The sequence below is a fragment of the Mycetocola sp. 2940 genome (genome assembly GCF_040548835.1).
In the GTDB taxonomy this organism is placed as follows: Bacteria; Actinomycetota; Actinomycetes; order Actinomycetales; family Microbacteriaceae; genus Mycetocola_A.
Genome location: NZ_JBEPSK010000005.1, coordinates 143565 through 168586, shown reverse-complemented (window position 1 = coordinate 168586; position 25022 = coordinate 143565). Strand labels below are relative to the sequence as shown.

The 25022-nt window shown below is 67.1% G+C and carries 22 protein-coding genes; 6 read left to right on the top strand and 16 right to left on the bottom strand.

The annotated features are described in order from the left end of the window. Positions 1 to 18: 18 nt before the first annotated feature. Positions 19 to 438 carry a hypothetical protein gene (locus tag ABIE24_RS09880; RefSeq protein WP_354499178.1) on the top strand — a complete coding sequence of 140 codons (420 nt, stop codon included), beginning with the start codon at positions 19 to 21 and terminating at the stop codon, positions 436 to 438. Between the two features lie 63 nt (positions 439 to 501). On the opposite strand, the gene ABIE24_RS09875 is transcribed toward ABIE24_RS09880, so the two are convergent. Next, positions 502 to 1716, bottom strand: coding sequence for an NADP-dependent isocitrate dehydrogenase (locus ABIE24_RS09875; RefSeq protein WP_354499176.1), 1215 nt, complete (start codon positions 1714 to 1716; stop codon positions 502 to 504). A gap of 191 nt (positions 1717 to 1907) precedes the next feature. Between ABIE24_RS09875 and ABIE24_RS09870 the strand changes: the two genes are divergently transcribed. Both ABIE24_RS09870 and ABIE24_RS09865 read left to right on the top strand, forming a co-directional pair. After that, entirely contained in the window at positions 1908 to 2357 is a 450-nt protein-coding gene (locus tag ABIE24_RS09870; protein WP_354499174.1) for a GNAT family N-acetyltransferase, read from the top strand. Next, positions 2326 to 2664 carry an MGMT family protein gene (locus ABIE24_RS09865; protein ID WP_354499172.1) on the top strand — a complete coding sequence of 113 codons (339 nt, stop codon included), beginning with the start codon at positions 2326 to 2328 and terminating at the stop codon, positions 2662 to 2664. The genes ABIE24_RS09870 and ABIE24_RS09865 overlap by 32 nt, the downstream gene beginning before the upstream one ends. A 235-nt stretch (positions 2665 to 2899) precedes the next feature. Here ABIE24_RS09865 and ABIE24_RS09860 read toward each other — a convergent pair whose 3' ends face one another. From ABIE24_RS09860 to sucC, 8 genes are all read right to left on the bottom strand, one after another. Beyond that, positions 2900 to 4717 carry an ABC transporter ATP-binding protein gene (locus tag ABIE24_RS09860; protein ID WP_354499170.1) on the bottom strand — a complete coding sequence of 606 codons (1818 nt, stop codon included), beginning with the start codon at positions 4715 to 4717 and terminating at the stop codon, positions 2900 to 2902. Then, positions 4714 to 6600, bottom strand: coding sequence for an ABC transporter ATP-binding protein (locus ABIE24_RS09855; RefSeq protein ID WP_354499169.1), 1887 nt, complete (start codon positions 6598 to 6600; stop codon positions 4714 to 4716). Before ABIE24_RS09855 ends, ABIE24_RS09860 begins: the two co-directional genes overlap by 4 nt. 362 nt (positions 6601 to 6962) lie before the next feature. Then, positions 6963 to 8174, bottom strand: coding sequence for a dimethylargininase (gene ddaH / locus ABIE24_RS09850; protein ID WP_354499167.1), 1212 nt, complete (start codon positions 8172 to 8174; stop codon positions 6963 to 6965). A 94-nt stretch (positions 8175 to 8268) separates the two neighbouring features. Beyond that, positions 8269 to 9858, bottom strand: coding sequence for a bifunctional phosphoribosylaminoimidazolecarboxamide formyltransferase/IMP cyclohydrolase (gene purH, locus ABIE24_RS09845; RefSeq protein ID WP_354499165.1), 1590 nt, complete (start codon positions 9856 to 9858; stop codon positions 8269 to 8271). 3 nt (positions 9859 to 9861) lie between these two features. Then, positions 9862 to 10476 carry a phosphoribosylglycinamide formyltransferase gene (gene purN / locus ABIE24_RS09840; protein ID WP_354499163.1) on the bottom strand — a complete coding sequence of 205 codons (615 nt, stop codon included), beginning with the start codon at positions 10474 to 10476 and terminating at the stop codon, positions 9862 to 9864. Positions 10477 to 10525: 49 nt separating this feature from the next. After that, entirely contained in the window at positions 10526 to 11800 is a 1275-nt protein-coding gene (locus tag ABIE24_RS09835; protein WP_354499161.1) for a cell division protein PerM, read from the bottom strand. 105 nt (positions 11801 to 11905) lie between these two features. Next, complete coding sequence (gene sucD / locus ABIE24_RS09830; RefSeq protein WP_354499159.1) at positions 11906 to 12793, bottom strand: succinate--CoA ligase subunit alpha; 888 nt, start codon at positions 12791 to 12793, stop codon at positions 11906 to 11908. 16 nt (positions 12794 to 12809) lie between these two features. Further along, a complete protein-coding gene (gene sucC, locus ABIE24_RS09825; protein WP_354499157.1) occupies positions 12810 to 13973 on the bottom strand; it encodes an ADP-forming succinate--CoA ligase subunit beta in 1164 nt (387 codons plus the stop codon). Between the two features lie 161 nt (positions 13974 to 14134). On the opposite strand from sucC, the gene ABIE24_RS09820 reads away from it, so the two are divergent. Further along, on the top strand, positions 14135 to 14914 hold the full coding sequence (locus ABIE24_RS09820; RefSeq protein ID WP_354499156.1) for an oxygenase MpaB family protein: 780 nt from the start codon (positions 14135 to 14137) through the stop codon (positions 14912 to 14914). Here the strand turns inward: ABIE24_RS09820 and ABIE24_RS09815 are convergent. The 6 genes from ABIE24_RS09815 to ABIE24_RS09790 form a co-directional block, all read right to left on the bottom strand. Beyond that, positions 14878 to 16110 (bottom strand): low temperature requirement protein A, encoded by a 1233-nt coding sequence (locus tag ABIE24_RS09815; protein ID WP_354499154.1) that lies wholly within the window; start codon positions 16108 to 16110, stop codon positions 14878 to 14880. The genes ABIE24_RS09820 and ABIE24_RS09815 overlap by 37 nt on opposite strands. A gap of 40 nt (positions 16111 to 16150) precedes the next feature. After that, the gene (locus tag ABIE24_RS09810) at positions 16151 to 17848 is read right to left on the bottom strand and encodes an ABC1 kinase family protein (protein WP_354499151.1); all 1698 of its coding nucleotides are present in this window, start codon (positions 17846 to 17848) and stop codon (positions 16151 to 16153) included. Positions 17849 to 17885: 37 nt separating this feature from the next. Beyond that, positions 17886 to 18464, bottom strand: coding sequence for a PadR family transcriptional regulator (locus ABIE24_RS09805; RefSeq protein ID WP_354499149.1), 579 nt, complete (start codon positions 18462 to 18464; stop codon positions 17886 to 17888). A gap of 256 nt (positions 18465 to 18720) precedes the next feature. Then, positions 18721 to 19131, bottom strand: a complete 411-nt coding sequence (gene panD / locus ABIE24_RS09800; RefSeq protein ID WP_354499147.1) for an aspartate 1-decarboxylase — start codon at positions 19129 to 19131, stop codon at positions 18721 to 18723. Then, positions 19131 to 21530 (bottom strand): ATP-dependent helicase, encoded by a 2400-nt coding sequence (locus tag ABIE24_RS09795; protein ID WP_354499145.1) that lies wholly within the window; start codon positions 21528 to 21530, stop codon positions 19131 to 19133. Before ABIE24_RS09795 ends, panD begins: the two co-directional genes overlap by 1 nt. A gap of 35 nt (positions 21531 to 21565) precedes the next feature. Next, positions 21566 to 22585: a glycerophosphodiester phosphodiesterase family protein gene (locus tag ABIE24_RS09790; protein WP_354499143.1), complete on the bottom strand. Its 1020-nt coding sequence runs from the start codon at positions 22583 to 22585 to the stop codon at positions 21566 to 21568. A gap of 160 nt (positions 22586 to 22745) precedes the next feature. Here ABIE24_RS09790 and ABIE24_RS09785 point away from each other — a divergent pair, with 160 nt between their 5' ends. Together ABIE24_RS09785 and ABIE24_RS09780 are read left to right on the top strand one after the other, a co-directional pair. Then, entirely contained in the window at positions 22746 to 23549 is an 804-nt protein-coding gene (locus tag ABIE24_RS09785) for a Bax inhibitor-1/YccA family protein (protein WP_354499141.1), read from the top strand. Between the two features lie 81 nt (positions 23550 to 23630). Then, positions 23631 to 24296 (top strand): pentapeptide repeat-containing protein, encoded by a 666-nt coding sequence (locus ABIE24_RS09780; RefSeq protein ID WP_354499139.1) that lies wholly within the window; start codon positions 23631 to 23633, stop codon positions 24294 to 24296. Between the two features lie 90 nt (positions 24297 to 24386). On the opposite strand, the gene ABIE24_RS09775 is transcribed toward ABIE24_RS09780, so the two are convergent. Beyond that, positions 24387 to 24950, bottom strand: a complete 564-nt coding sequence (locus tag ABIE24_RS09775) for a CGNR zinc finger domain-containing protein (RefSeq protein ID WP_354499137.1) — start codon at positions 24948 to 24950, stop codon at positions 24387 to 24389. Between the last annotated feature and the right edge of the window lie 72 nt (positions 24951 to 25022).

The window sequence follows — 25022 nt, the reverse complement described above, 5'->3', positions numbered from 1 at the left end:
CCAAGCAGAGGACTCTTCGTGCCCCGTACCCGTCTTGCCCGAGCATCAGTTCTCGGTATCGTCACCGTCGCCGCGCTCCTGCTCACCGGCTGCGCCGGAGGCCAGTCCACCGCCGAAGCATGCGCGGTCGTACAGACCACCACTCAGAAAGCCGCGGAAGATTTTATGGAGAGCGTTTCTGAGTTCGATGGCGATCACACTGCCACCGCCGACGCAACAGAAAAGCTTGCGGCATCTTTTGCGGTTGCCCACGACAAGATCACTAATGCCGACGTGAAGAAGACCATCGAAGCTGCGGAGAAGGCGCTCGTGGCCTACGCGGCGGAAGTGCGCACGGCAGCTGACGACCCAGACAATGTGAACCCGGACTCCCTCACTGAGGTACTGGGCAAAACCGAGACCGCACTCTCCGAGGTGTCGACCGCCTGCACGTCCTGACCGGCGCCGTGAACAGCGAATGCCCCCGATCTCGCGATCGGGGGCATTCGTCGTTTCGCCGGGTTAGCCCAGGCGGGTCTTGAGGTTCGTCGTGATCTCAGCGAGGAATTCCTCGGTGGTCTGGTACGACTGTTCGGGACCGACGAGGAGCGCGAGGTCCTTCGTCATCTTGCCGGATTCGACGGTCTTGATGACCACGTCTTCCAGGGTGTGCGCGAACTCGATGAGCTGGTCGTTGCCGTCCAGCTTGCCGCGGTGCTGCAGCCCGCGGGTCCAGGCGAAGATCGACGCGATCGGGTTCGTCGACGTCGGCTTGCCCTGCTGGTGCATCCGGTAGTGACGCGTCACCGTTCCGTGAGCGGCCTCAGCCTCGACGACCTTGCCGTCCGGGGTGGCCAGCACGCTGGTCATGAGGCCGAGCGAGCCGAAGCCCTGCGCGACGGTGTCGGACTGCACGTCGCCGTCGTAGTTTTTGCAGGCCCAGACGTAACCGCCCTCCCACTTCATGGCGGATGCCACCATGTCGTCGATGAGGCGGTGCTCGTAGGTCAGGCCGGCAGCATCGAACTGCTCCTTGAACTCGGCGTCGAAGATCTCCTGGAAGATGTCCTTGAACCGGCCGTCGTAGGCCTTGAGGATCGTGTTCTTCGTAGAGAGGTACACCGGGTAGTTGCGGGTGAGGCCGTAGTTGAGGCTGGCACGGGCGAAGTCACGGATGGACTCGTCGAGGTTGTACTGCACCTGCGCGATGCCGTCCCCAGGCGACTGGTAGACCTCGAACTTCTGCGGCTCAGAGCCGTCCTCCGGGGTGAACTCGACGGTGAGCGTTCCCTTGCCCTTGAACAGGAAGTCGGTGGCACGGTACTGGTCGCCGAACGCGTGGCGGCCGATGATGATCGGCTTGTTCCACCCCGGCACCAGGCGCGGGATGTTCGAGATGATGATCGGCTCACGGAAGATGACGCCGCCGAGGATGTTACGGATGGTGCCGTTCGGGCTCTTCCACATCTTCTTCAGGCCGAATTCCTCGACCCGCGCCTCGTCAGGGGTGATCGTCGCGCACTTGACGCCGACGCCGTGCTTCTGGATGGCGTGCGCCGCGTCGATGGTGATCTGGTCGTTCGTCTCGTCACGCTTCTGGATGCCCAGGTCGTAGTACTCGAGGTCGACGTCGAGATACGGGTGAATCAGGGTGTCCTTGATGGACTGCCAGATGATCCTGGTCATCTCGTCGCCGTCGAGTTCGACGACGGTGCCTTCAACCTTAATTTTTGACAAAAGGAGCTCCTCGTTTGTGGGGCCGTACGGCCGCGTCAAGCTTACCTGAGGCTCACAACTATCTTGATATCGAGAGATACCGGCGTTTGCCGCCCTTCCGTCCACTCCGTCGAATGTGAACATCCGGCGAAATGTGACGACGCCCGCCGTCTCGCTATCGGACTGGCCTCGGTTCCGGATAGCCTTGCACCATGCCTGACCTCAGACTTGAAGAACTGTCCGCCTCAACGATCGTCGCGGTCAACGCGCTGACGCTCAAGCCCGGCCAGGAGCAGTTCGTGGCCCCGGTCTCCTATTCGGTCGCGGCGGCTGTCGTGAACCCGGCTACGACGTGGCAGCGCGTCATCCTCGACGGCAAGGAGGTCGTCGGTTTCGTTCAGGCCAACTTCGATCCCGACTCCAACGACGAGTTCGCCAGCATCCTGTGGCGGATCAACGTCGACGCCGACGACCAGGGCCGCGGCGTCGGCACCTACGCCGTCCAGGCGCTCAGCGACGAAGCGGCCAAGCGCGGCTTCGACCACGTCAACGTCATCTTCGAGCCGGGCGAATCAGGTCCTGAGCAGTTCTTCCTCCACGTCGGCTTCGAACCCGTCGGCGAGACGCAGTATGGCGAAACCGTCGCCGTCCGCAAGCTCTGATCCGCAGCGGCTCTCGCCGGACGACTTCGTCGACGGCGTGCTGGATGTCGTGGCATCCATCCCGCGCGGCCGCGTGATGAGTTACGGGCAGGTCGCTGCCACGATCGGCTCTCGGTCGGCGCGGGGCGTCGGCCGGGTGATGGCGCACCACGGGAGCGACGTCCCGTGGTGGCGTGTCGTTCGCGCCGGCGGCCTGCCGCCGGCCTGCCACGACGACGAAGCCCTCGAGCACTACCGCGCCGAAGCGACCCCGTTGGTGTCGCGGGCCGACGGCACGTACCGGCTGGCGGCATCCGCCTTCGTGTGACCGGGGCGCGCCGACTCTGCTGAGTGGCCCGCGCGGGTCACATTGCCGGGCGCGGGTGAAATACCACCCGCGCGCGGCAGAAACACCCGCGCGAAGTCGACGTGCGGATCGCGGACGAGCGTCCCAGGGCGCGAGCCCTTCCCCGGAGCGCTGGCGTCGCCACACCGTCGCGCGGGCGAAACGGCCCTGCGCGGGCGCCGAAGCACCCGCGCAGGGCCAGCACACCCGCGTGAGACTAGACCAGCGAGTCCCGCCACGCGGCGTGCAACTGGGCGAACCGCCCGGTTCCCGAGATGAGGTCGCGCGGGGTCCCGTCCTCGACGATGGTGCCGTGTTCCATCACGAGCACACGGTCGGCGATTGCCACGGTCGACAACCGGTGCGCGATGATGACGGCGGTGCGTTCGGCCAGGAGCGTCTGCAGGGCTTCCTGCACGAGCCGTTCGCTGGGGATGTCGAGCGACGCCGTCGCCTCGTCGAGGATCAGCACCGCCGGGTCGGCGAGGAACGCCCGCGCGAACGAGATCAGCTGTCGCTGGCCGGCGGAGACCCGTCCGCCCCGTTTGTTCACATCGGTGTCGTAACCGTTCGGGAGGGCGCGGATGAACCCGTCGGCTCCGACCGCCTTCGCCGCCGCCGTGATCTCCTCTGCGGTGGCTTCCGGTTTTCCGATCGCGATGTTGTCGGCGACCGACCCGGAGAACAGGTACGCCTCCTGGGTGACCATGACGATCGCGCGACGGAGGTCCTTCGGGTGCAGCTGCCGGAGGTCGACGCCGTCGAGGGTGACGGTGCCCTCCGTGGGGTCATAGAACCGCGACATGAGCTTGGCCAGCGTCGACTTGCCCGCACCGGTCGAACCGACGAGGGCGACGGTCTGGCCGGCCGGCAGGTCGAGGGTGAAGTGCGGGAGCACGACGGTGTCGCCCTTGTACGCGAAGGTGACGTCCTGGAACTGCACATGGCCCCGCGCGGTCCACAGGTCGACCGGGGCGACCGGGTCAGGGACCGTCGGCTTCTCCTCGAGCACACCCGAGATCTTCTCCAGCGCGGCCGCCGCGGACTGGTAGGAGTTGTAGAACATCGCCATCTCCTCCATCGGGTCGAAGAACCGGCGGGTGTACAGCACGACGGCGAGCAGCGCGCCGATCGCGAGCGACCCGTCGACCACCCGGAACGCACCGAGGAGCAGCACCACGGCAACCGCGACATTGCCGATCAGGACAAGCCCGGGATCGAAGACACCGAACAGCTGGATCACCCGCGCGTTGACGTCGCGGTACTCCTCGACGACCCGGCCGAATTCGTTCTCGTTACGCTTCTCCTTGCGGAACGCCTTCACAGCACGGATGCCGGTCATCGTCTCGACGAACTGCACGATGACCCGGGCGGATGCCACGCGGGACTGACGGAACAGGGTCTGGGACCGTTTCTGGAACCAGCGGGTCAGGACGAACAGCGGAACGAGCGCGCCGAGCAGAACGAGGCCGCTGACCCCGTCCATCAGGAAGAGGGCGATGCCGGTGAACAGCATGTAGAGGAACCCGGAGACGAGCTGGTTGATGCCGGAGTCGAGCAGTTCCTTGATGGCGTCGAGGTCGCTGGTCTGGCGTGAGATGATCCGGCCGGAGGTGTAGCTTTCGTGGAATTCGAGGCTCAGTTTCTGCGTCTGCAGGAACACCCGTTTGCGCAGGTCGATCAGGATCGCCTGGCTGATCCGGGCGCTGAGCACGATGTACCAGGCGATCAGCATGGCACCACCGAGTCCGGTGACGAGGTACACCCCCACGAGAAGGAATGCGGGCATCCAGTCGTTCCGCTCGATCACGGCGGGCAGGCCACGGTCGATGCCGAACGCGATGAGCGCCGGCCCGGCGACCTGGGCGGCCGTCGACACGACAACGACGAGCATGGTGAGCACGACGCGCAGCCGCAGCGGCCGCAGGAGCGAGCCGAGCAGTCGCAGCGAGCGCGCCCGGATCTGGGCGCTCTCCTGCTTGGTGAAGTCGTCGCGCTCCTCGCCCTCGACGCCGTGCACTGACGCGTTCGTCATGCTCCTGCCTCCACGCTTTCCGCATCGAAACTGGGATCGCCCAGCGTCTTGTCGATCTTCTCGGCCGCTTCGCGCTTCTCTTCGTCTTCCAGGCTCGAGATCACGAAGGTGTAGTGCTCGCTCGTGGCGAGGAGGTCGCTGTGCCGGCCGACCGCCGTCACCTTCCCGTCCTCGAGCAGCGCGACCCGGTCGGCGAGCATCACCGTCGACGGCCGGTGGGCGACGATGAGGGCCGTCGTCGACGCGAGGATGCGTCGCAACGCCGCCTCCACGAGCGCTTCGGTGTCGACGTCCAGCGCCGACAGCGGGTCGTCCAGGACGAGAACGGCAGGTTTCGCCGCGACCGCACGGGCGAGCGCGAGGCGCTGTCGCTGGCCGCCGGACAGGCTGAGGCCCTCCTCACCGACCTTCGTCTCGACGCCGTCCGGGAGGTCCCGCACGAACTGCGCCTGCGCGATCTCGAGCGCCTCGTTGAGCACGGCGTCGGCTTCCGGGCTGTGCGGGTCGAGCTCGCCCCGGCCGAGCAGGACGTTGTCGCGAACGGATGCCGAAAACAGCGTCGCGTCCTCGAAAGCCATCGCGATGTGGGTACGCAGCTCTTCCCGGCTGAGGTCGCGGATGTCGACACCGTCCAGCTTCACGGCGCCGCCGGTGACGTCGTAGAGGCGGGTGGTGAGCGCCGTCAGGGTCGATTTGCCCGACCCGGTCAGGCCGACGAGTGCCATCGTCTCCCCCGGCTCGAGGGTGAGATTCACGCCGTCGAGCAGGTCGGGGACGCCGTCGGGCGAGTCCTGGTACCGGAAGTGGGTGTCCTCGAAACTCAGGCGGCCGCGCACGTCCTCGATCGCAATCGGGTGCTCCGGGTCGGTGATCGTGTTGGACGTGTCGAGCACTTCGAAGAACCGGTCGGTGGCCGTGCGGGTGTCGAACGTCATTGCCAGCAGGAACCCGATCGACTCGATCGGGAACCGCAGCACCGTCGCCGTGGCGAAGAAGGCGAACAGCTGGCCGACGGTGATCTCCCCGGTGGAGGCCAGCCAGATGCCGGTGAGCAGGCACAGCGCGAAGGCGACGTCCGGCAGCAGCAGCAGCCACAGCCAGATGCCCGCAATGGCCTTGGCCTTCTCGATCTCGGTGCCGCGCAGGTCCTCCGCCTGGGATTCGAAGTTCCTCAGCGCATGCTTTCCGCGCCCGAACGCCTTCAGCACGCGGATGCCGTGGACCGATTCCTCGACGGCGGTCGCGAGGTCGCCGGCCTGGTCCTGGCTGCGCCGGGCGATGACTGAGTATTTCTTCTCGAAGACGAAGCCGTAGATCCAGATCGGAACGGCGAGCAGGAGGAAGATCGTGCCGAGCAGCCAGTGCCAGTAAAACAGCACGACGGCACCGATCATGACGGTGATCGTGTTGACCACGAGCAGGACGAGCCCGAACGACAGCCAGCGTCGGATCAGGTTGAGGTCGCTCACGGCACGCGACAGCAGCTGCCCGGACTGCCACCGGTCGTGGAACGAGACCGGCAGGTCCTGCAGCCGGGCGTACAGGGCGTTGCGCATCCGCGCTTCGACGTGGGTGCCCGGCTTGAGCACGAACCAGCGGCGCAGCGCGATCATCGCCGCTTCGAGAACACCGAGGCCGAGGACGGCAAGGACCGCAGGCGCGATCTGCGAGGTGTCGCCTGTCGACAGGGGACCGTCGACGAGCTTTTCGAGGACGAGGGGAATGCAGAGTGCGACGAGGCCGGCGCCGAGCGCGGCGCCCATGCCGAGAAGAATGCGCGGCAGCGCGTTCCGCGCGTACGGCAGGATCCGTGCGAGCGCAGCGGCTGTCGACAACTCGGATTTGTGGGAGTCGGACTTGTGGGAGTCGGGGGGACGGGACATGAACGGACTTCTCTTCTCTGCGCCTTCGGCGGCCAGCGCAGTGCAGTGCACGAAAAAAGGGGGGTTGCGTCATGTGGACGCAGAAAACGTCGCCGATTCCGGGTCTACCGGAATCGCGTTCGCGCCGAAGCGCGGTCGAACGGGGCTACGACACCGGGGTGACCGGTCGGCGCCCGGCTGAGGCATAGCGGACCGTGACGCGGTATTCCGTCGACCCGTGTGTCGGCGCGTTGCTGATGTACGTCATGACAGTCCTCCTCAACCGGAATGTCGTCAGCCCGCCTGCAGGGTCGAGCCGCGACAGCCTCACAGCTTATGCCCATCCAGAGGGAACAGGCAAGAACTTTTTCGCGTGATACGCGTCAGCGCACCCGCACGGAGAGGCAGGTGACGCACCCTTCGAGCTTCTCGAACTCACTGATGTCGACGGTCACGACGGTGTAGCCGCGATCCTCGAGCAGCGCGGCGGTCGCGGGCGCCGACGACGACATCAGCACGGTGTCATCCGCGAGGACGACGACGGCGACGCCTTCACGCTCCGGAACGGCGAGGAAGTGTGGGAAGAAGGCGGGGTCGTCCACCAGGTCGGGGTGGCCGAGCAGGGTGCCGTCCGGGAGGGCGGTCATCGTCGTTTTCAGATGCAGCGCCCGCGTCACAGGCACGGCGACGACCGAGTAGCCCAGCGGCGCGGCGATAGCACGCAACTGACGGATGCCGTCGGCGTTGGTCCGGCTGGAACGCCCGACATAGAGGGTGGTGCCGACCTTGAGCACGTCGCCGCCCTCGAGGGTGCCCGGGGTCATGATTCGTTCGATGCGCAGGCCGAGGTCGCTCGCCGTCTCTTCCGCTGCTTCTGCCTCGGCGCGGCGGCTTTCGGTTCCCGCGCGGGTGACCACCGCCGTGTTTCCGAGCAGCACGAGGGTGTCCTCGACGAAGACGGAGTCGGCCATCGACTCGGCGAAACCGACCTCACGGGTGGTCCACCCGTTCTCCTCCAGCGCGGCGATGTACCCGTCCCACTGCTTGTCAGCGAGCTCGGTGTCGACGTCGGTGCGTTCCACGTGCGTGAGCTGTCCTTCGGCGAGGTTCCCCGCCGGCATCCGCACCAGCGCGATCCGGCGCCCGGTGGTGGACTGCGCCGAGCGGAACGCGATCGCACGGTTGTAGACGGCCCGGCCGATCGTCGCGGCGACGATCGAGAGCACGATGACGTACACGCCGTTGAGGCTGAGGAAGGTGCCCCACAGGAACGCGAGCGTCGCGGCGTCGAGCGCGAAGCCACCGATCACCGTGGTGAGCCCGGACCCGGCGAAGCACGCGATGACGCCGGCGACGAAACCGGCGGCGATCGCCGTGTACCAGCGACGGAAGACCCCGAGGAGGGCGAAGGCGAACAGCAGGACGACGCTGAACAGGGTGGCGAAGAAGTAGAACTCACTGACCTGCGTCAGCGTCGCCGCCTGGTACTGCTGCGAGACGAAAAAGAGGAAGATGCTCGCCGCGTGGGTGACGACCGCAACGGTCAGGGCGGTCAGGAAGGAGGAAACGAGCTTGCGCGCCCACGAAACAGTCATGGGTTCGAGCCTATCGGCCCGGGGAGGACGCACGATCCGCGCGCCGCTCCCCCGGCCACCCTGGCGGCGGATTCCCGGCCGGGTCATAGCGGATTCAGTGGAAGAAGTGGCGTTCCCCGGTGAAGTACATGGTCACGCCGGCTGCCTGGGCAGCGGCGATGACCTCGGGGTCCCGCACAGAACCGCCGGGCTGCACGACCGCGCGCACACCGGCGTCGAGCAGAACCTGCAGGCCGTCGGCGAACGGGAAGAAGGCGTCGGATGCCGCGACGGACCCTGCTGCCCGATCTCCGGCCCGCGTGACGGCGAGGTGGCAGGAGTCGACCCGGTTCACCTGGCCCATTCCGACACCGACGGATGCTCCGTGGCTGGCCAGCAGGATGGCGTTGGACTTCACCGACCGGCAGGCCTTCCAGGCGAAGGCGAGGTCGGCGAGCGTTTCGGGGTCGGCCGGCTCGCCGGAGGCCAGGGTCCAGGTGGAGGTGACGGATTCGCGCGGGAACCGGTCAGCCTGCTGCACGAGGATGCCGCCGGAGACCTGCTTCGCTTCGAGCGGCTCGGGGGTGAATCCTTCCGGCAGCTGAAGGATGCGCAGGTTCTTCTTGGTCCTCAGCACGTCGAGCGCATCGTCGTCGAAGCCGGGAGCCACGAGCACCTCGGTGAAGATTTCCTTGACGGTTTCCGCCATCTTCAGGGTGACCATGCGGTTGGCGGCGATCACTCCGCCGAAGGCCGAGACCGGGTCGCAGGCGTGGGCGCGGCTGTGGGCCGACGCGATCGCATCCGGCGCCTTGGGCGCGGCGATGGCGATGCCGCAGGGGTTGGCGTGCTTGATGATGGCGACGGCCGGCTGGATGAAATCGTAGGCGGCGCGCACGGCGGCGTCGGCGTCGACGAAATTGTTGTAACTCATCTCCTTGCCGTTCAGCTGCGCGGCCTGCGCGATGCCCTGCCCGCCCGAGCGGAGATACAGGGCGGCTTCCTGGTGCGAATTCTCGCCGTACCGCAGCACGTGGGCCAGCTCGGCCTGGATCGTGAGCGACGCGCCGAAGCCTTCGGCGGTGTCGGTGAACCAGCCGGCGACGGCGGTGTCGTATGCCGCCGTGTGAGAGAACGCACGGGCGGCGAACTCGCGGCGCTGGGCGAGGGTGGTTCCGCCGGAGTTCACGGCTTCGATGACCTCCCCATAGCTCTCCGGCGACACGACGATGGCGACGTTGGGGTGGTTCTTCGCCGCGGCGCGAACCATGGCGGGGCCGCCGATGTCGATCTGTTCGACGACGTCGTTGTTCTCCGCGCCGCTGGCCACGGTCTCGACGAACGGGTACAGGTTGACGACGACGAGCTGGAACGGCTCCACACCGAGGTCGTCGAGCTGCTGCTCGTGCGACGCCAGCCGGAGGTCGGCAAGCAGGCCGGCGTGCACCGACGGGTGCAGCGTCTTGACCCGGCCGTCGAGCGACTCAGGGAAGCCGGTCACCGAGGCGACGTCGACGACATCGAAGCCGGCGTCCCGGATGGTCTGGGCGGTGGAACCCGTCGACACGATTTCGACGCCGGCGCCGGCAAGCGCCCGCGCCAGGTCGAGAAGACCCGTCTTGTCGCTGACCGAGATCAGTGCGCGGGTGATGGGGACGACGTCGCGTTCCCGGTAGAGGCTCTTGTCGTGACTGGGGCCTGCCATGGTCTACTCCTTGATTGTTGCGGGGAGGCGTCGGGTCGACAGAGCGCCGAGGTCGAGGCCGTTGGCGATGTCGAGCACCGTCTGCACCAGCAGCCGGCGTTCGACGGGTTTGATGCGCTCATGCAGCTCGTGCTCGGTGTCACCCGGCAGCACGGGTATGCGCTCCTGGACGATGATCGGGCCCTGGTCGACACCGTTGTCGACGACGATGATGGATGCCCCGGTCTGTTCGACCCCGGCGCGGATCGCGTCGCGGACTCCATGCGCCCCGGGGAACTCGGGCAGGTACGCCGGGTGCGTGTTGATGATGTTCGGCGTGAGAGCTTCGACGACGTTGGGCGGCAGCAGGCGCATCAGGCCGGAGAGCACGACGAGGTCCGGATTCCAGACCCGGATCTGCTCGAGGAGGGCGGCTCCCCAGGCCTCACGGCTGTCGTACGAGCTGAACGGAACGGTGAAGGAAGGGATGCCGAATTCCTCGGCGTGCGCGAGACCGGGGGCTTCGCGGTCGGCGCCGACGGCGATCACCCGCGCCGGATACTCGGCGTCGGCGGAAGCTTCGAGGAGCGCACGGAGGTTGGACCCCGTGCCCGAGATCAGCACGACGATTGAGAGCACCCGGCAATTCTACCGGTGACGAACGGGTCGGCTCGCCAGATGTCAGCGGCTAGCGGACCCGGTCGGCCGTGCGGAGCGTCGACACCGTTGGAGTCTCCGCCGGCCTGCTGCCCGACGCCATCCCGATCATCGCGGCGATCCCGACCTCGATGGTTGCGAACAGCCCGACCAGCCACGGGTTCGGGCCGACGACGCCGAGGCGGCCGGGGCCGATGGCACCGGCCGAGAACCAGGCCAGCAGTCCGAGGGAGATCCCCGCGACGACGCCGATGCCGGCGGCGGCGACCAGCAGCCGGCCGACGAGGGGCCTGCCGGAGAGCGCGGCGACGAGGCGCGGGCGCACGAGGGACGCCGCGAAGAATCCGACCAGCACCGGCACGAGGAGTCCGAGAAAGCCGAAAGCGAAGTCACCGCTCGGGACCGCGCCGAGGATCGGCAGGCCAGGGATCGGTCCGACGACGGTGTTCACCGGCGAGATGGAGCTGCCTGCGCCGAGGGCGAACCCCGGCCCGACCAGCCACGAAGCCGTCCACACGACGAGGTTCGGCACGAAGGCGATCTGTGCGAGCGTGGTCGCGGCGCCGCCGACGACACCGAGCTGGGCACCCTGGTACAGGCTCGTGACCAGTCCGAAGTTGAGAAACAGCAGCAGCGTGAGGAGCACCGCCGACAGCCCGAGAATTCCGGTCACTGCGGCACCGCCACCGCGAAGAGCGGCCCCGGCCACGGCGCGGTCGAAGCGGTCGAAGCGCTCGTCGAGCCGGTCCTGGAGTCGGGTCAGGAGCCGGCCGATCGTTCCGCCGTGTCCGGCGGGGATGCGGTGACGCCCCCGGAGCACTCCGATGGCCAGGCCGAACGCGTAGACAAGCCCGGGCAGGACGGCGGCTTGCAGCAGCGACGGCCGGAGTGTGTCATCAGTGCTGCTGAGCGCGGCCAGGACATTGAGGACGACCACGGTGACGAGTGCAACAGCGACCGCGGTCTGCCAGTACCGGGTCGCCGAGGCCCGGATGCCGGCACGGGCACCCATGACGACGGCGAACGCGGTGAGCGCGAGAGGCGCGATGGTGACGGGGAACGGATCCGCCGCAGCGGCAAGCCCGGTCGATGCGACCACGGCGGACGGGAGCGTGACCTCGATGTCGACGCCGTTGCCGAGGAGCCAGATGTCGACGGCACCGCGCCAGAAGAGGACCCAGTCGACCGAGAATCCGGATTCGACAGCCCAGAGGATCGTCAACGGGACAAGTGAGATGCCGATGCCGATGGCGACGGCGAGAAGCGCCTCGAGTGCGGCGAGCATGGCGACTGTTGTGCGGTTCATTCGACTCGAAGTTTAGCTGTCAGGCAGGCCTGGTCGTGCCTGCCACGCCAGACACGACGAAGGGCGACAGTTCCCTGTCGCCCTTCGCCTGCAGAATCCGTCTGGTTACAGTCCGGCGATGATCTCGCGCATGAGGCGGGCGGCCTCCGACGGGGTCTTGCCGACCTTGACGCCTGCGGCCTCGAGTGCTTCCTGCTTGGCGGCAGCAGTTCCGGCGGAGCCCGAGACGATGGCGCCGGCGTGGCCCATGGTCTTGCCCTCGGGAGCGGTGAAGCCGGCGACGTACCCGACGACGTGCTTCGTGACGTGGGCCTTGATGTAGTCGGCGGCGCGCTCTTCGGCGTCTCCACCGATTTCACCGATCATGACGATGGCCTTCGTCTCCGGGTCTGCCTCGAACGCCGCGAGGGCGTCGATGTGGGTGGTCCCGATGATCGGGTCCCCGCCGATGCCGATGGCGGTGGAGAACCCGATCTCACGCAGTTCGTACATCATCTGGTAGGTCAGGGTTCCCGACTTCGAGACGAGACCGATCGGTCCCTTTCCGGTGATGTTCGCGGGGGTGATGCCGACGAGCGCCTCACCGGGGGTGATGATGCCGGGGCAGTTCGGACCGATGATCCGGGTCGTGTTGCCCTTCTTCTGCGCGTACGCCCAGAATTCGGCCGAGTCGCCGACGGGGACGCCTTCGGTGATGATGACGAGCAGCGGGATCTCCGCGTCGATGGCCTCGATGACGGCGTCCTTGGTGAAGGCGGGCGGAACGAAAGCGATCGACACGTCGGCGCCGGTCTTCTCGATCGCCTCGGCGACGGTTCCGAAGACGGGCAGTTCGACATCACCGTGGAGCACGGTGGTGCCGGCCTTGCGGGCGTTGACTCCGCCGACGACGTTGGTGCCGGCCTTGAGCATCAGGGCCGTGTGCTTGGTGCCTTCACCGCCGGTGATGCCCTGGACGATGACTTTGGAATCCTTGTTGAGGAAAATTGACATGTTTCGTTTCGTCCTTTTACTTCGAAGCCAGCTCGGCGGCCTTGTCGGCGCCTTCGTCCATGGTTGCGGCGAGGGTGACCAGCGGGTGGTTGGCCTCGTTGAGGATGCGTCGGCCTTCTTCGACGTTGTTGCCGTCGAGGCGCACGACGAGGGGCTTGTTCGCTGCGTGGCCGAGTTCGGCGAGCGCGCCGACGATGCCCTTGGCGACGGCGTCGCAGGCGGTGATGCCGCCGAAGACGTTCACGAAGACGCTCTTGACCTGCGGGTCGCCGAGGATGACGTCGAGGCCGGCTGCCATGACCTCAGCGGATGCTCCGCCGCCGATGTCGAGGAAGTTGGCCGGCTTCACGCCGCCGTGGTTTTCTCCGGCGTACGCGACGACGTCGAGCGTCGACATGACGAGTCCTGCGCCGTTCCCGATGACACCGACTTCACCGTCGAGCTTGACGTAGTTGAGCTCGCTGGCCTTGGCCTTCGCCTCGAGCGGGTCGGCGGCGTCCTTGTCCTCGAGCCTCGCGTGGGCCGCGTGGCGGAAGTCAGCGTTCTCGTCGAGCGTCACCTTGCCGTCGAGGGCGATGATGTCGCCTTCCTCGGTGAGCACGAGCGGGTTGACCTCGACGAGGGTCGCGTCCTCACCCTTGTAGACGTTGTAGAGCTTGACGAAGACATCAGCGACCTTGTCGACGAGCTCGGCGGGGAAGTTCGCGGCGACGGCGATTTCGCGCGCCTTCGCGGTGTCGATGCCTTCGAGCGGGTTGACCTCGATGCGGGCGAGGGCTTCAGGCTTCTCGACAGCGAGGATCTCGATCTCCATTCCACCCTCGACGCTCGTGAGGGAGAGGTACGACCGGTTCGCCCGGTCGAGCAGCACGGAGAAGTAGAACTCCTGGGCGATGCGGGCACCGCCGGCGACCATGACACGCTTGACGATGTGGCCCTTGATGTCGAGGCCGAGGATGGCCTGTGCGGCCTCGAATGCTTCGTCGGGGGTCTTGGCGACCTTGACGCCGCCGGCCTTGCCGCGGCCTCCGACCTTCACCTGCGCCTTGACGACGACGACGCCACCGATCTTCTCAGCGGCGGCGCGAACCTCCTCGGGCGTTTCTGCGACGATACCCGGCAGCACCGGGACCTCGTATTTTTCGAACAGGTCTCGTGCCTGGTATTCGTAAAGATCCACGTGGGTTTCCGTTCCGCTGGGTGCATTTCTGGTTTCGCGTTGGGTGGCACCCCCGGCGTGAGGTATCTCGACACCGAGAGAAAAAGGGCCGCTCCCACTCTACTTCGTCGCGGGAACACGTTTCAGCACGACCCGGCAGGAGCTCGACTACAGTGGCCGGGGTGAGCATTCTGCGCGATATCGGAGGCGACGCGATCCTGATCGCCGGGGGCGGCCGGGCGATCCTGCTCCAGATCGCCAACCCGGCCGTCGGCGCCGGCGTGGCCGCACACAGCGACTTCACCTCCCGTCCGCTCGACCGGCTCCACGGCACCCTGGCGTTCTGTTACGCGCAGGTCTACGGAACCGACGCCGACCGACAGGCGGTGAACCGCCGCGTCAATGCCGCCCACGGTCCGGTCACCGGCAGGGCCAGCGCGGAGGCACCCCGATACTCGGCGTTCGACACGACACTGCAGCTCTGGGTGGCCGCGACCCTGTACGACACCGCCGTCCAGGTGCACGACCTCGTCTTCGGCCCGCTGTCCGAAGCGGACGCCGACGAGGTGTACCGCGGCTACGCCATCCTCGGCACGGCGCTGCAGATGCCGGCGGGGCTGTGGCCCGAGAACCGGGCGGCGTTCCGGTCGTGGTTCGACGCAGAGCTCGAGAAGCTCGAGGTATCCCCCGCCGCCCTCGCCGTCTCCCGCGAGCTCCTCACGGTCCCCGCGGCGCCGTTCTGGGCGCGCGCCGGGCTTCCGACCGTCCGCCTGGTCACGGCCGGGCTCCTTCCCCCGCGCCTGCGGGAAGCGTTCGGCTTCCGCTGGACGCCCCGGCAGCAACGTCGGTTCGACCGGATGCTCCGGGTCGCCCGGGTCGTCTGGCCGGCGGTTCCCCGCGGCATCCGTTTCCTGCCCGTGCGGTACTACCTTCGTCGCGTGCGCTTCTCATCCACCGGCTGATCGCGCGTCCGGTGACGATGGCTGACGTGGTCGGCGGCGACGACGGAGGCGAGAATGAGGTTGGCCAGCCAGCTGAGCGTCAGCGGGTTCACCGAGGAGAAGGTGGCGTAGAGCAGGGCGAGCGCACCCGCGCCGACGAGGTGTGAGAACTGCCAGGGCAGCCCGACGGCACGCTTGAACAGGAAGTTGCCGAGCAGGTAGACCACGCTTGAGCCGCAGATGAGACCCGCCGTCCACCGCTCGACTTCGTCCCCGCCCGCCCCGCCGAGCGGATGGTCAAGAACCATCTCGTCTGCCACAGCGGTCAGGAGGATGCCGATCACGAGCAGCAGCGGAATGTAGGTGTACGCCACCTGTGCGATGACTCCCGATTTCTCCGTCTCGCTGATGTAGTCGCGTCCGCCCTTCTGGCTGTGGTTGAAGTACAGCAGCCACATCAGGACGGTGCTCGTGAACGCGGCCAGGAAGGAGAGCATGTCCAGGGGGCTGAGCGAGCTTTCGGCGAACGACCGGCCGGTGACGAGGATCGATTCCCCGAGAACGATGATGAGAAACAGGCTCACCCGCTCGGCGAAGTGCTCCCCCGAGACGTTCCAGGTCTCGACGTCGGAGCGGCCGAGCCCGGGAACGTGGAATCGGACCCACGGGCCCATCATCGCGATGAGGATCGCGGCGAGCCAGATCCACAGGCGGGCGTCTTCGGACGCGAGCGCCCCGCCCAGCCAGAGCAGGCCGGTGGACGCGTTCCAGATCGCAACACGAACGAAGTTCCTGGCGTTCTCCGGACGGGATCTCCGGAAGGCGATCGCGGTGAAGATGCTCCGCCCGAGCTGGAGTGTGACGAGGCTCCCCGCGAAGAGCAGAGCGTGGTCGCCGAACGCGTCGGGGATGGCGCTCGACATCAGCACGCCCAGCAGCATCAGCACGAAGAGCATCGCGCGCACGCGCGCATTCTCCGGGTTGAGCGCGTTGGTCACCCACGTCGTGTCGACCCAGACCCGCCAGACCGCGGTGATGAGGATGAGGGTCTGGACGAGGGTGACCACGTCGGGGTGGTCGATCAGGGAGTGGGAGATCTGCGTGACGGCGAAGACGAAGACGAGGTCGAAGAACAGCTCGACGTACGTGACGCGCTGGGCCTCGGTCCCCTCATCCGGCCGCAGCAGACTCCCCGGTTGCCTGGCCGTCTTGCTCATGGGGAATCCCGTCCCGCGGGTGCGTTGATGCTCGCTCTCATCATGGCACGCGGCGACCGATCCAGCCTGCGAACAGGGCATGCAGCAGCGGGAGCGCTGAGAGCGCCATCACCAGCGTGCCCACGACGACGTCGTCGTCACGCAGGAGAATTCCGCCGAGAAAGAGCGCGGCGAACAGGACAGCCGAGATCCCGCGCCGTGCGGTGCGCTCGAGACTGCCCATGCGCCTCTCCAGGCGCGGGTTCTGGACCGAAACCCGGCCTTCCTCGATGCGCGTGGTGAGGTCGTCGAGTCTCTGGGGCAGCCGTGCCGCCAGTCCCGCGACCGAGACGGCCTGCGTCGCGAAAGCCTGCACGGCGTTTCCGCTTTCGTCGCGGATCAGCTGCCCGGCATAGGGCTCGACGGCATCCCAGATGTTGAACGCGGGGTTGAGCGAGCTGCACATGCCCGAGACCAGCGACATCGCACGGATGACGAGGAGGAAGTTCTCGGGAAACTGGAACGGGAGCGAGCGCACGACATCGCCGAATTCGAGCGCGAACGCGCGGAACTCACGCGGATCCACTTCGGCAAGCTCGGCGAACCCCATGCCGCCGAATCGCGCGAAGAGCCGGGTCATCGCCCTCTCGAGCTCGACAGTGTCGGCTGAGGGCAGCAGCACGCCGACGTCGCGGATGCCGTCGACCATGCCTTTGCCGTTCCGCGACGCGGCGGCGATGAGCACTCGTCGGAGCCCCGTCCGGAGCGCCGGGGGCACCTCGCCCATCATCCCGAAGTCGACGAACGTGAAGTGCCAGGCACGGTTCGCGCCTGGCCCGGCGCTCCCGGTGTGAGGGGTGACGAAGATGTTGCCGGGGTGCGGGTCCGCGTGGAAGAACCCGTCGGTGAAGAGCTGGTCGAACATGACGGACGCGAAGTCGATCGCGACCTCGGCCGGGTCGATGCCCGCGGACCTCAGCCCGTCGAGATCGTTGATCTTGATCGCAGTGACATCCTCCAGCGTCAGCACGCGCCTGGTGGTGCGCTCCCAGACGATCTCAGGAACGCTGACCCGGGTGTCACCGGCGAAGACCTGGGCGAACCGCTCGGCGTTCGCCGCTTCGTGCAGGTAGTCGATCTCCTCGAAACTCGTGGCCGCGAACTCCTCGACGAGGGCGGGAGCGTCGACGCGGTCAGAGACAAGCCGGATGCGGCTCAGCCAGCCGCCGATACGGCGCAGCGCCCGCAGGTCGACGTCCACGATCGAGTCGATGCCCGGCCGCTGGATCTTGACCACGACATCGCAGAGCCCGGTGTCTTCGGCGTCGGCGTCCGACAGTCTCGCCCGGTGGGCCTGGCCGAGGGATGCCGCCGCCAGCGGCGTCGGGTCGACGAAGGAATACGCGCGCTCGAGCGGCACGCCGAGTTCCGCTTCGGCGGCAGCGCGGATGGCGTCGAAGGGAACGGGCGGGACCTCGTCCTGCAGGCCTTCGAGCTCCTTCGTGATCTCGGGCGGCAGCACGTCGAGGCGTGACGACAGGAACTGCCCGACCTTGATCATCAGGCCGCCGAGGTCGACTGCGAGCAGATGGAAGCGCTCTGCGATCCGCCGCAGCCGTGCCGTCCGGCCGCGGCCCGCGAGCCGGCTCAGACCGAAGCGCGGCAGAACCAATTCGAACCACCACGTCTGCACGAGGTAGCGCGCGGCGAACCACGTGATCCTGCGGTAGCGGGCACGCATGTCGCCGGCGTCTGTCATCGAATCTCCTGAACGCCGACCTGCGGCGGGAACGCGGTCAGTCCTGGGCGAGGATGGAGAAGATCCTGCGGCGCGCGTCCTCGAGGACGGCGACGGCCTCCTTCACCTGTTCCGGACTGCCGGAACGCCCGACCGCCGCAACGGCCTGGGCGAGGTCGATGCCCGCCTTCGGCAGCGCGCCCGTGCGACCGCTGTCACGTGTGCCCGAACCCTCCCACGGTGCGGACTTCTCGGGCGCGGCACCCGCGACCTCGCGTCCTTCCGCGGTGAGCGAGTACGTCTTGCGGCCGTTGGACTCCTCGGCCTGAATGAGACCTTCGTCGGCCAGCAGTTGGAGGGTGGGATATACCGAGCCGGGGCTCGGCTTCCAGCTTCCGCCGCTTCGCTCTTCGATCTGCTGGATGATCTGGTAGCCGTGCATCGGCTTCTCCGCCAGCAGGGCGAGCACGGCCGTGCGCACGTCGCCGCGACCCATGCGGGTGCCGCCCTTCTGCTCGAACTGCCCGCGCAGCTGCTCCATCGCTTCCCACAGCCCGGCGATCGGCCAGCCCTGGCCGGAACCGCGAGAGCTCCCGCCGGCGCCGCCGAACCAGTCGCCCATATTCGATCCACTCATGAGATCCTCCTTCGCGCCGTCGCCCGGTACGGGCTCAGCGATAGTCAACGATATATCGCTGAGGCGGAGCACGGGAGGGTTCCTAGCAGACTCCAAGGCAGCGCGTAGTCGCCGCCGGGATGCCGTTCCGGTCGCGCAAGAGCATCGCTATCCGGCCGCTCGGAGCCATTTGCGCGACCGGAAGCGCTGAGCCAACGGCGGTCCCCGTCGGTGAACCCGAGCGGGAAGGCGCCGCCACGGCTGACGCCGCGGTCGGTCAGAGCGCGAGCGGCGGCTTCGCGAGCCCCTCGGTCAGCGCCTCAGCCGGGTCGCTTCCGAGCGCGACGATGCGGTTGTCCGAATCGACGTGGACGATCCTCGGGACGAACGATCGGGCCTCCTCGGTGGTCATCTGGCCATAGGCGATGAGGATGACCGTGTCGCCGACGTCGACGAGGTGGGCGGCCGCGCCGTTGATCCCGATCACGCCAGTGCCGCGCTCCCCCGCGATCGTGTAGGTCTCGAGACGGCTGCCGTTGGTGACATCGACGATCGAGACGAGCTCGCCTGGAAGGATGTCAGCCGCGTCGAGCAGGTCGGAGTCGATGGTCACCGAGCCGACGTAGTGCAGGTCGGCGTGGGTGACGGTAGCCCGGTGGATCTTGGCCGTGAACAGGGTGCGGAGCATCAGAGCTTCTCGATCGGGGCGATTTTGATGAGCAGTTTTTTGAAACCGGCGGAGTCGAAGGCGACGTGCGCGATCCGTTTCGCGCCCTCGCCGGTGACGCTCTGCACCCGCCCCTCGCCGAAGTCGGTGTGGCGGATGCGATCGCCCGACGCCAGTTCGAGGTCGCCGTTGTTGCGAACCTGGTTGGTGATCCGGTTCGGCCAGTCGCGTTTCTCGGTGAGGGGCTTGTCGGCGAGGGAGTTGCCCGACCCGCCCGACCACTTCGACCGGTTCGCGTTGAGCGCGCGCGGCTGCGTGCCGCCGCGCGAGTTCGCCATGCCAGGCGACTGGCGCCACTCGATGAGCTCGGCCGGGATCTCCTGCAGGTAACGGCTCGGCATGGCGACGGCGGTCTCACCGTACTGGGCCCGGGTCATGGCGAGGGAGAGGAACAGGCGTTTGCGCGCCCGGGTGATTCCGACGTAGAACAGCCGGCGTTCCTCGGCGGGGCCGCCGGGTTCCGACGCGCTCATCCGGTGCGGCAGGAGGTCCTCCTCGATGCCGGTGAGGAAGACGGCGTCGTACTCGAGGCCCTTGGCCGTGTGGAGTGTCATGAGGGAGACGGTTCCGCTCGAGTCGTCGAGGTCATCCGCGGCCGCGACGAGCGAGACCTCGGTGAGGAAGTCGACCAGCTCACCGTCGGGGTTGTTGCGCTCGAACTCCTTCGCGACGGCGACGAGCTCTTCGATGTTCTCGGCGCGTGCTTCGTCCTGGGGGTCGTGGCTGCGGCGCAGCGCCTCGATGAGCCCGCTCTGCGTCACGAGCATCGACAGAACGTCGGCGACCTTGCCCTCGGCGACGAGTTTCTCGCCCTCGTCGAGCAGCGCCGAGAGGGAGAGGATCGCGTTGGTCACCTTGGGGCCGAGACCCAGCCCCGTCGCCTCACGCATCGCCTCACGGAAGCTCAGTCCGTTGTCTTCGGCGAAGCTGAACAGGGCCGTCTCGGTGGCGGGGCCGATGCCGCGCTTCGGGGTGTTGAGGATGCGGCGGAGCGCGAGCATGTCTGCGGGGTTCGCGACGGAGATGAGGTACGCCATGGCATCCTTCACCTCGGCGCGCTCGTAGAACTTGGTGCCGCCCATGATCCGGTAGGGAAGGGCGGACCGAATGAAGATCTCTTCAAGCGCACGGGTCTGCGAGTTGGTGCGGTAGAAGACCGCGACGTCGCTGTACGGGGTTCCTTGCCGGTGGAGTTTCTCGATCTCGTCGGCAACGAACTGGGCCTCGTCGTGACCGGAGTACCCGGTGTACCCGACGATCTTTTCTCCGTCGCCGACGGCGGTCCACAGCTTTTTGTCTTTGCGGTCGAAGTTGTTGGCGATGACCGAGTTCGCGGCGGTGAGGATATTCTGCGTCGACCGGTAGTTCTGCTCGAGCATGATCACCGCCGCGCCCGGGAAGTCACGTTCGAACTCGACGATGTTCCGGATGTCGGCACCGCGGAACGCATAGATCGACTGGTCCGAGTCACCGACGACGGTGAGGGATGCCCCGTTGCCGGCTGCGATGATGGCGCCGTCTTCCACGGCCGGCGGGCGGGTCAGTTCCCGGATCAGGGCGTACTGGGCGTGGTTGGTGTCCTGGTACTCGTCGACGAGCACGTGCTTGAAACGGGTGCGGTACGCGGCCGCGACCAGCGGGAAGGCCCGGAACAGGTACACCGTCTGGCCGATGAGGTCGTCGAAGTCGAAGGCGTTGGCTGCGGTGAGCGCCCGGGTGTATGACCGGAAGATCTGCAGGAACGCTGCTTCGTTCGGGTCGTCCATGTTGGCGTTGCGGGCGTAACTGTCGATGTCGGCCAGCTCGTTCTTGAGCTTCGAGATCTTGGCCGAGACGTTGCCTGGGGTGAACCCGAGAACGTCGGCGCCCTGTTCCTTGATGATCCTCTTGATGAGGACGCGGGAGTCGGACGAGTCGTAAATCGTGAAGTTCTTCGTGAACCCGAAGTTCTCAGCCTCCCGCCGGAGGATCCGCACGCACGCGGAGTGGAAGGTCGAGATCCACATCCCATCGGCGGCCTGCCCGACCAGCGCGCGCACACGGTCGCGCATCTCGGCGGCGGCCTTGTTGGTGAAGGTGATGGCGAGGATCTGGCTCGGCCACGCCTCACGGTTTTCGAGGAGGCTCGCGATCCGGCGGGTGAGAACGCTGGTCTTGCCCGAACCGGCCCCGGCAACGATCAGGAGTGCCTGCCCGCGATACTCGACGGCCTGCCGCTGCTGGGGGTTGAGCCCGTCGAGAAGACGGCTCCCGCCAGCCTGTTTCTCCCGGTTCGCGCCGGGGATGGCAGCCGTCGCCCAGCCGCCGTCCATGATGACCGGGGTTGCTGAGTGTGTGTCTGGGGTAGGGGTGCTCGCCATATCCCTTCCAGTTTAGGCCGGGCATCCGACATCCCTCACCCGGACAGCGCATCCCTCGCCGCGACGCCCAGGTCGGGGTGGTCGCAGAAGACGCCGTCGACGCCGGTTTTCAGGATCGCGTCGAACTCCGCCTGCCAGTTTCCGAATTCCGCCGGTTCGCCGCCGGAGCGGAATGCCCGCGCCAGGAACGCGTTCTCGGGGCGGAGGGTCCAGGTGAACACGGCCAGGTCGCGGTCGTGTGCGCGGTCAACGAGGTCGTTGGTGGAACCGTTGAGATCGTCAGCGAAGAGCAGCGCCTTGTCGACGCTGATCCCGTCGATGCCGTCGGCGGCGAGCGCATCGAGACCCACGGCGGTGAGGCTGTCGGCGTACTTCTTCGCCTTCGAGCCCAGCGCGGCCACCGCATCGTACGGGCGGCCTCTCTTCTCGAGCAGGTACACGTACGACGCCGGCAGGCCGCGATCCGCCAGCTGTCGCAGGACGGTGTGCTCGAACGCCTCGACGACGAGGCCGGCACCGTCGGCGAACCGCGTGCCCGCCAATTCGGATGCCAGCAGGTCGTCGAGAGGAAGTCCCGCGCGCTCGAAATAGGTCGCGTGTTTGATCTCGACCACGATGCCGGGCGGGCGGGTGGTGGTCTCGGCGGCGGAGTCGAGGATGTCGACGAGATCGCTCAGCCGGAGGATTCCGGAGGATCCGTCGAAGCTCGCGCTCGAGGATCTGAGCGCCGGGATCCGTTCCTTCGAGCGCAGCCTCGACAGTTCTTCCCAGGTGAAATCCTCGGTGAACCAGCCCGTCAACTGCTTTCCATCCACGACCTTCGTTGCGCGGCGGTCAGCGAATTCGGGCCGGGAGGCCACGTCGGTCGTGCCGGAGATCTCATTCTCGTGGCGCAGGACCAGGATGCCGTCTTTCGTGGCGACGATATCGGGCTCGACGGCATCCGCACCGAGGGCGAGGGCGAGCTCGTAGGAGGAGCGGGTGTGTTCGGGCCGATAGCCGGGTGCGCCGCGGTGGCCGATGATGAGGGGCCTGACTCGACCCGGGAACGTCATGGTCCGAGCCTAGTTGCGCGAATCCGTATCACAGAACAGTGGCCGCAAAACCCCCGGAATCCTCGGATTTTCACAGCAAACCCCGCTAGATTGGAGGCAGGTTCCGCTCCGCGGTCCGCACACATTCCAGCCGTTACGACTGAGAAGGAATAACACAGACATGGCAACCAACAACCCGGCGTTCAAGAACCCGGCATTCACCCAGCCGAACGCTTCGGCGTTCGCGGTGCAGACGGCCAGCGCGACCGAGCTGCAGGACATGTACGACCGTCCGGCCAGTCCTGTCCAGGCTGACCGGATGACCGTCGAAGACACCATCATGAAGAGCGGCATCGCCTTCGGCGTGCTCGTCGTCGGCGCGCTCGCCGGCTGGGCGCTCGGTGCGACCATGCCTGCCCTCATCTTCGGTGCGGCCATCATCGGCTTCATCCTCGCGATGGTCAACATCTTCAAGAAGGAGCCGTCCGCTCCGCTGGTCCTCGCCTACGCGGCAGCCCAGGGCGTCTTCGTCGGTGGCATCTCGTACATCTTCGAGGCCATGTGGCCCGGCATCGTCATCCAGGCCGTGCTCGCGACCCTCACGGTCGTCGGCGTCACCCTCGCCCTGTTCGCCAGCGGCAAGATCCGCGCGTCGAAGAAGGCGACGAAGATCTTCCTCATCGCGATGGTCGGCTACCTCGTGTTCTCGCTCATCAACGTCGGCATGCAGATGTTCGGCCTGACCGACAACGCTTTCGGCCTCCGCAGCGAAGAGATCTTCGGCATCCCGCTCGGCCTGATCCTCGGTGTGCTCTGCGTCATCATGGGCGCGTACTCGCTCGTCCTCGACTTCGACTTCATCCAGCGGGGCGTGCAGAACCGCGCACCGCGCAAGTTCGGCTGGTCTGGCGCATTCGGCATCATGGTCACCGTCATCTGGCTGTACCTGGAGATCCTGCGGATGATCGCGATCACGCGCGAGTAAGTTCCATCCCTCGAACCCCCGTCGCCCGGCCTGCCGGTGCGGCGGGGGTTTTCTTTCGCCCGCCCGTCATGAGGATTCTCAGTGAAGTCGAAAACCCACCCGCCCCGTATCGACGCGCTCCGCGCCGTCACGCGCACGACCGGCGACGCGGCATCCGTCGACGCTGACGGAGACCTCGAACTCGAGTCGTTCACCGACGTCGACCTGAGTGGCCGAGACCTGACGGGCCTGACCCTGCGGGAGTGCTCGTTCGACGGGGTGGACCTCGACGACGCGAACCTGCGCGGCGCCCGGTTTCTCGAGTCGACGCTGAGCGGGGTGCACGCCCCCGTGCTGCGGATGTCACGCTCGGCCTGGCGGGACGTCGTCGTCGAGCGCTCGCGGCTGGGCTCAGCCGAGCTGTTCGACACGGCCTGGAACGGGGTCCGGATCCGGCAGAGCAAGCTCGGCTACGTGAACCTGCGCGGGTCGACCCTCACCGACGTGATCTTCGAGGACTGCACGATCGACGAACTCGACCTCGGCGGGGTCACCGCCACCCGCGTCGCCTTTCCGGGCACGACGGTGAAGACCCTCGACCTGACGCGGGCCACCCTCAAGCACGTGGACCTGCGCGGGCTCGACTTCCGGGCCGTGCACGGCCTGGAGGGGCTCGCCGGCGCCACGGTCACCGAGGAGCAGGTCGCCGAGCTCGCGCACCTGTTCGCTGCCCAGCTGGGAATCGTCGTCGACGGGCGCGACGCGTAGCGGCGCGAAAGGCGGCAGCCACGACCAAGGCAATCTCGGGACGAGACTGCTATCCCCAGCCATCTCGGTGACCGAGCGGTGACAGCCACGTCATCCTGGCTCTGCGCCGCGCTGCCTCTGTCTGTACGCCGCCACGTTCGCGCGGTTGCCGCAGTTGCCCACGTCGCAGTACCGGCGGGAGCGGTTGCGCGACAGGTCGACGACGACAGCGTCGCAGTCGTCGGCGGCGCACTCGTGCAGCCGCGCCAGCTCTTTCGCACGGACCAGGTCGACCACGGCCATCGCCACCTCCACCTGCGCCCGCTGGGCGACCGGGGCGGTCGCGGGCGTCGCGTGCAGGTGCCAGTCCCAGTTGTCGTGCTTGACCAGCTGCGGCAGCGCGTTCGCCTCCTGCAGCAGCTCGTTGACCAGCTGGACGACGCCGTCCTCGTCACGGGTCCACAACTCGCGCAGCCGGGGGCGCAGCGCGCGCATCTCGGCGAGCTCCGTGGCATCCCCGGTCCGTGAGCCGGTGAATTCGAACCGGTCGAGGAAGGCGACGAGCTGCTCGGGAGTGGAGAGTTCGTCGGTGCCGCTGTTCGACGCCCCGGGCAGCGTGTTGATGAGCGCCGCCGTGGTCGCGAGCGACACCTCGGTGTCATGTGCGAAAAGCATGTTGACTCCTGACGCGGCCCGGTTTATTGTAATGAGCATAACCCCATTTACTCCTTACAGGAAAGCTCCGAG

What these genes read in the sequence shown, in the direction of transcription:
- ABIE24_RS09805 (WP_354499149.1), bottom strand. Translation starts at nt 18,464, where the DNA reads ATGAGTGGATCGAATATGGGCGACTGGTTCGGCGGCGCCGGCGGGAGC.
- ABIE24_RS09810 (WP_354499151.1), bottom strand. Translation starts at nt 17,848, where the DNA reads ATGACAGACGCCGGCGACATGCGTGCCCGCTACCGCAGGATCACGTGG.
- purH (WP_354499165.1), bottom strand. Translation starts at nt 9,858, where the DNA reads ATGGCAGGCCCCAGTCACGACAAGAGCCTCTACCGGGAACGCGACGTC.
- ABIE24_RS09865 (WP_354499172.1), top strand. Translation starts at nt 2,326, where the DNA reads ATGGCGAAACCGTCGCCGTCCGCAAGCTCTGATCCGCAGCGGCTCTCG.
- ddaH (WP_354499167.1), bottom strand. Translation starts at nt 8,174, where the DNA reads ATGACTGTTTCGTGGGCGCGCAAGCTCGTTTCCTCCTTCCTGACCGCC.
- ABIE24_RS09775 (WP_354499137.1), bottom strand. Translation starts at nt 24,950, where the DNA reads ATGCTTTTCGCACATGACACCGAGGTGTCGCTCGCGACCACGGCGGCG.
- ABIE24_RS09785 (WP_354499141.1), top strand. Translation starts at nt 22,746, where the DNA reads ATGGCAACCAACAACCCGGCGTTCAAGAACCCGGCATTCACCCAGCCG.
- ABIE24_RS09855 (WP_354499169.1), bottom strand. Translation starts at nt 6,600, where the DNA reads ATGTCCCGTCCCCCCGACTCCCACAAGTCCGACTCCCACAAATCCGAG.
- sucD (WP_354499159.1), bottom strand. Translation starts at nt 12,793, where the DNA reads ATGTCAATTTTCCTCAACAAGGATTCCAAAGTCATCGTCCAGGGCATC.
- panD (WP_354499147.1), bottom strand. Translation starts at nt 19,131, where the DNA reads ATGCTCCGCACCCTGTTCACGGCCAAGATCCACCGGGCTACCGTCACC.
- ABIE24_RS09870 (WP_354499174.1), top strand. Translation starts at nt 1,908, where the DNA reads ATGCCTGACCTCAGACTTGAAGAACTGTCCGCCTCAACGATCGTCGCG.
- ABIE24_RS09790 (WP_354499143.1), bottom strand. Translation starts at nt 22,585, where the DNA reads ATGACGTTCCCGGGTCGAGTCAGGCCCCTCATCATCGGCCACCGCGGC.
- ABIE24_RS09815 (WP_354499154.1), bottom strand. Translation starts at nt 16,110, where the DNA reads ATGAGCAAGACGGCCAGGCAACCGGGGAGTCTGCTGCGGCCGGATGAG.
- ABIE24_RS09795 (WP_354499145.1), bottom strand. Translation starts at nt 21,530, where the DNA reads ATGGCGAGCACCCCTACCCCAGACACACACTCAGCAACCCCGGTCATC.
- ABIE24_RS09835 (WP_354499161.1), bottom strand. Translation starts at nt 11,800, where the DNA reads ATGAACCGCACAACAGTCGCCATGCTCGCCGCACTCGAGGCGCTTCTC.
- ABIE24_RS09860 (WP_354499170.1), bottom strand. Translation starts at nt 4,717, where the DNA reads ATGACGAACGCGTCAGTGCACGGCGTCGAGGGCGAGGAGCGCGACGAC.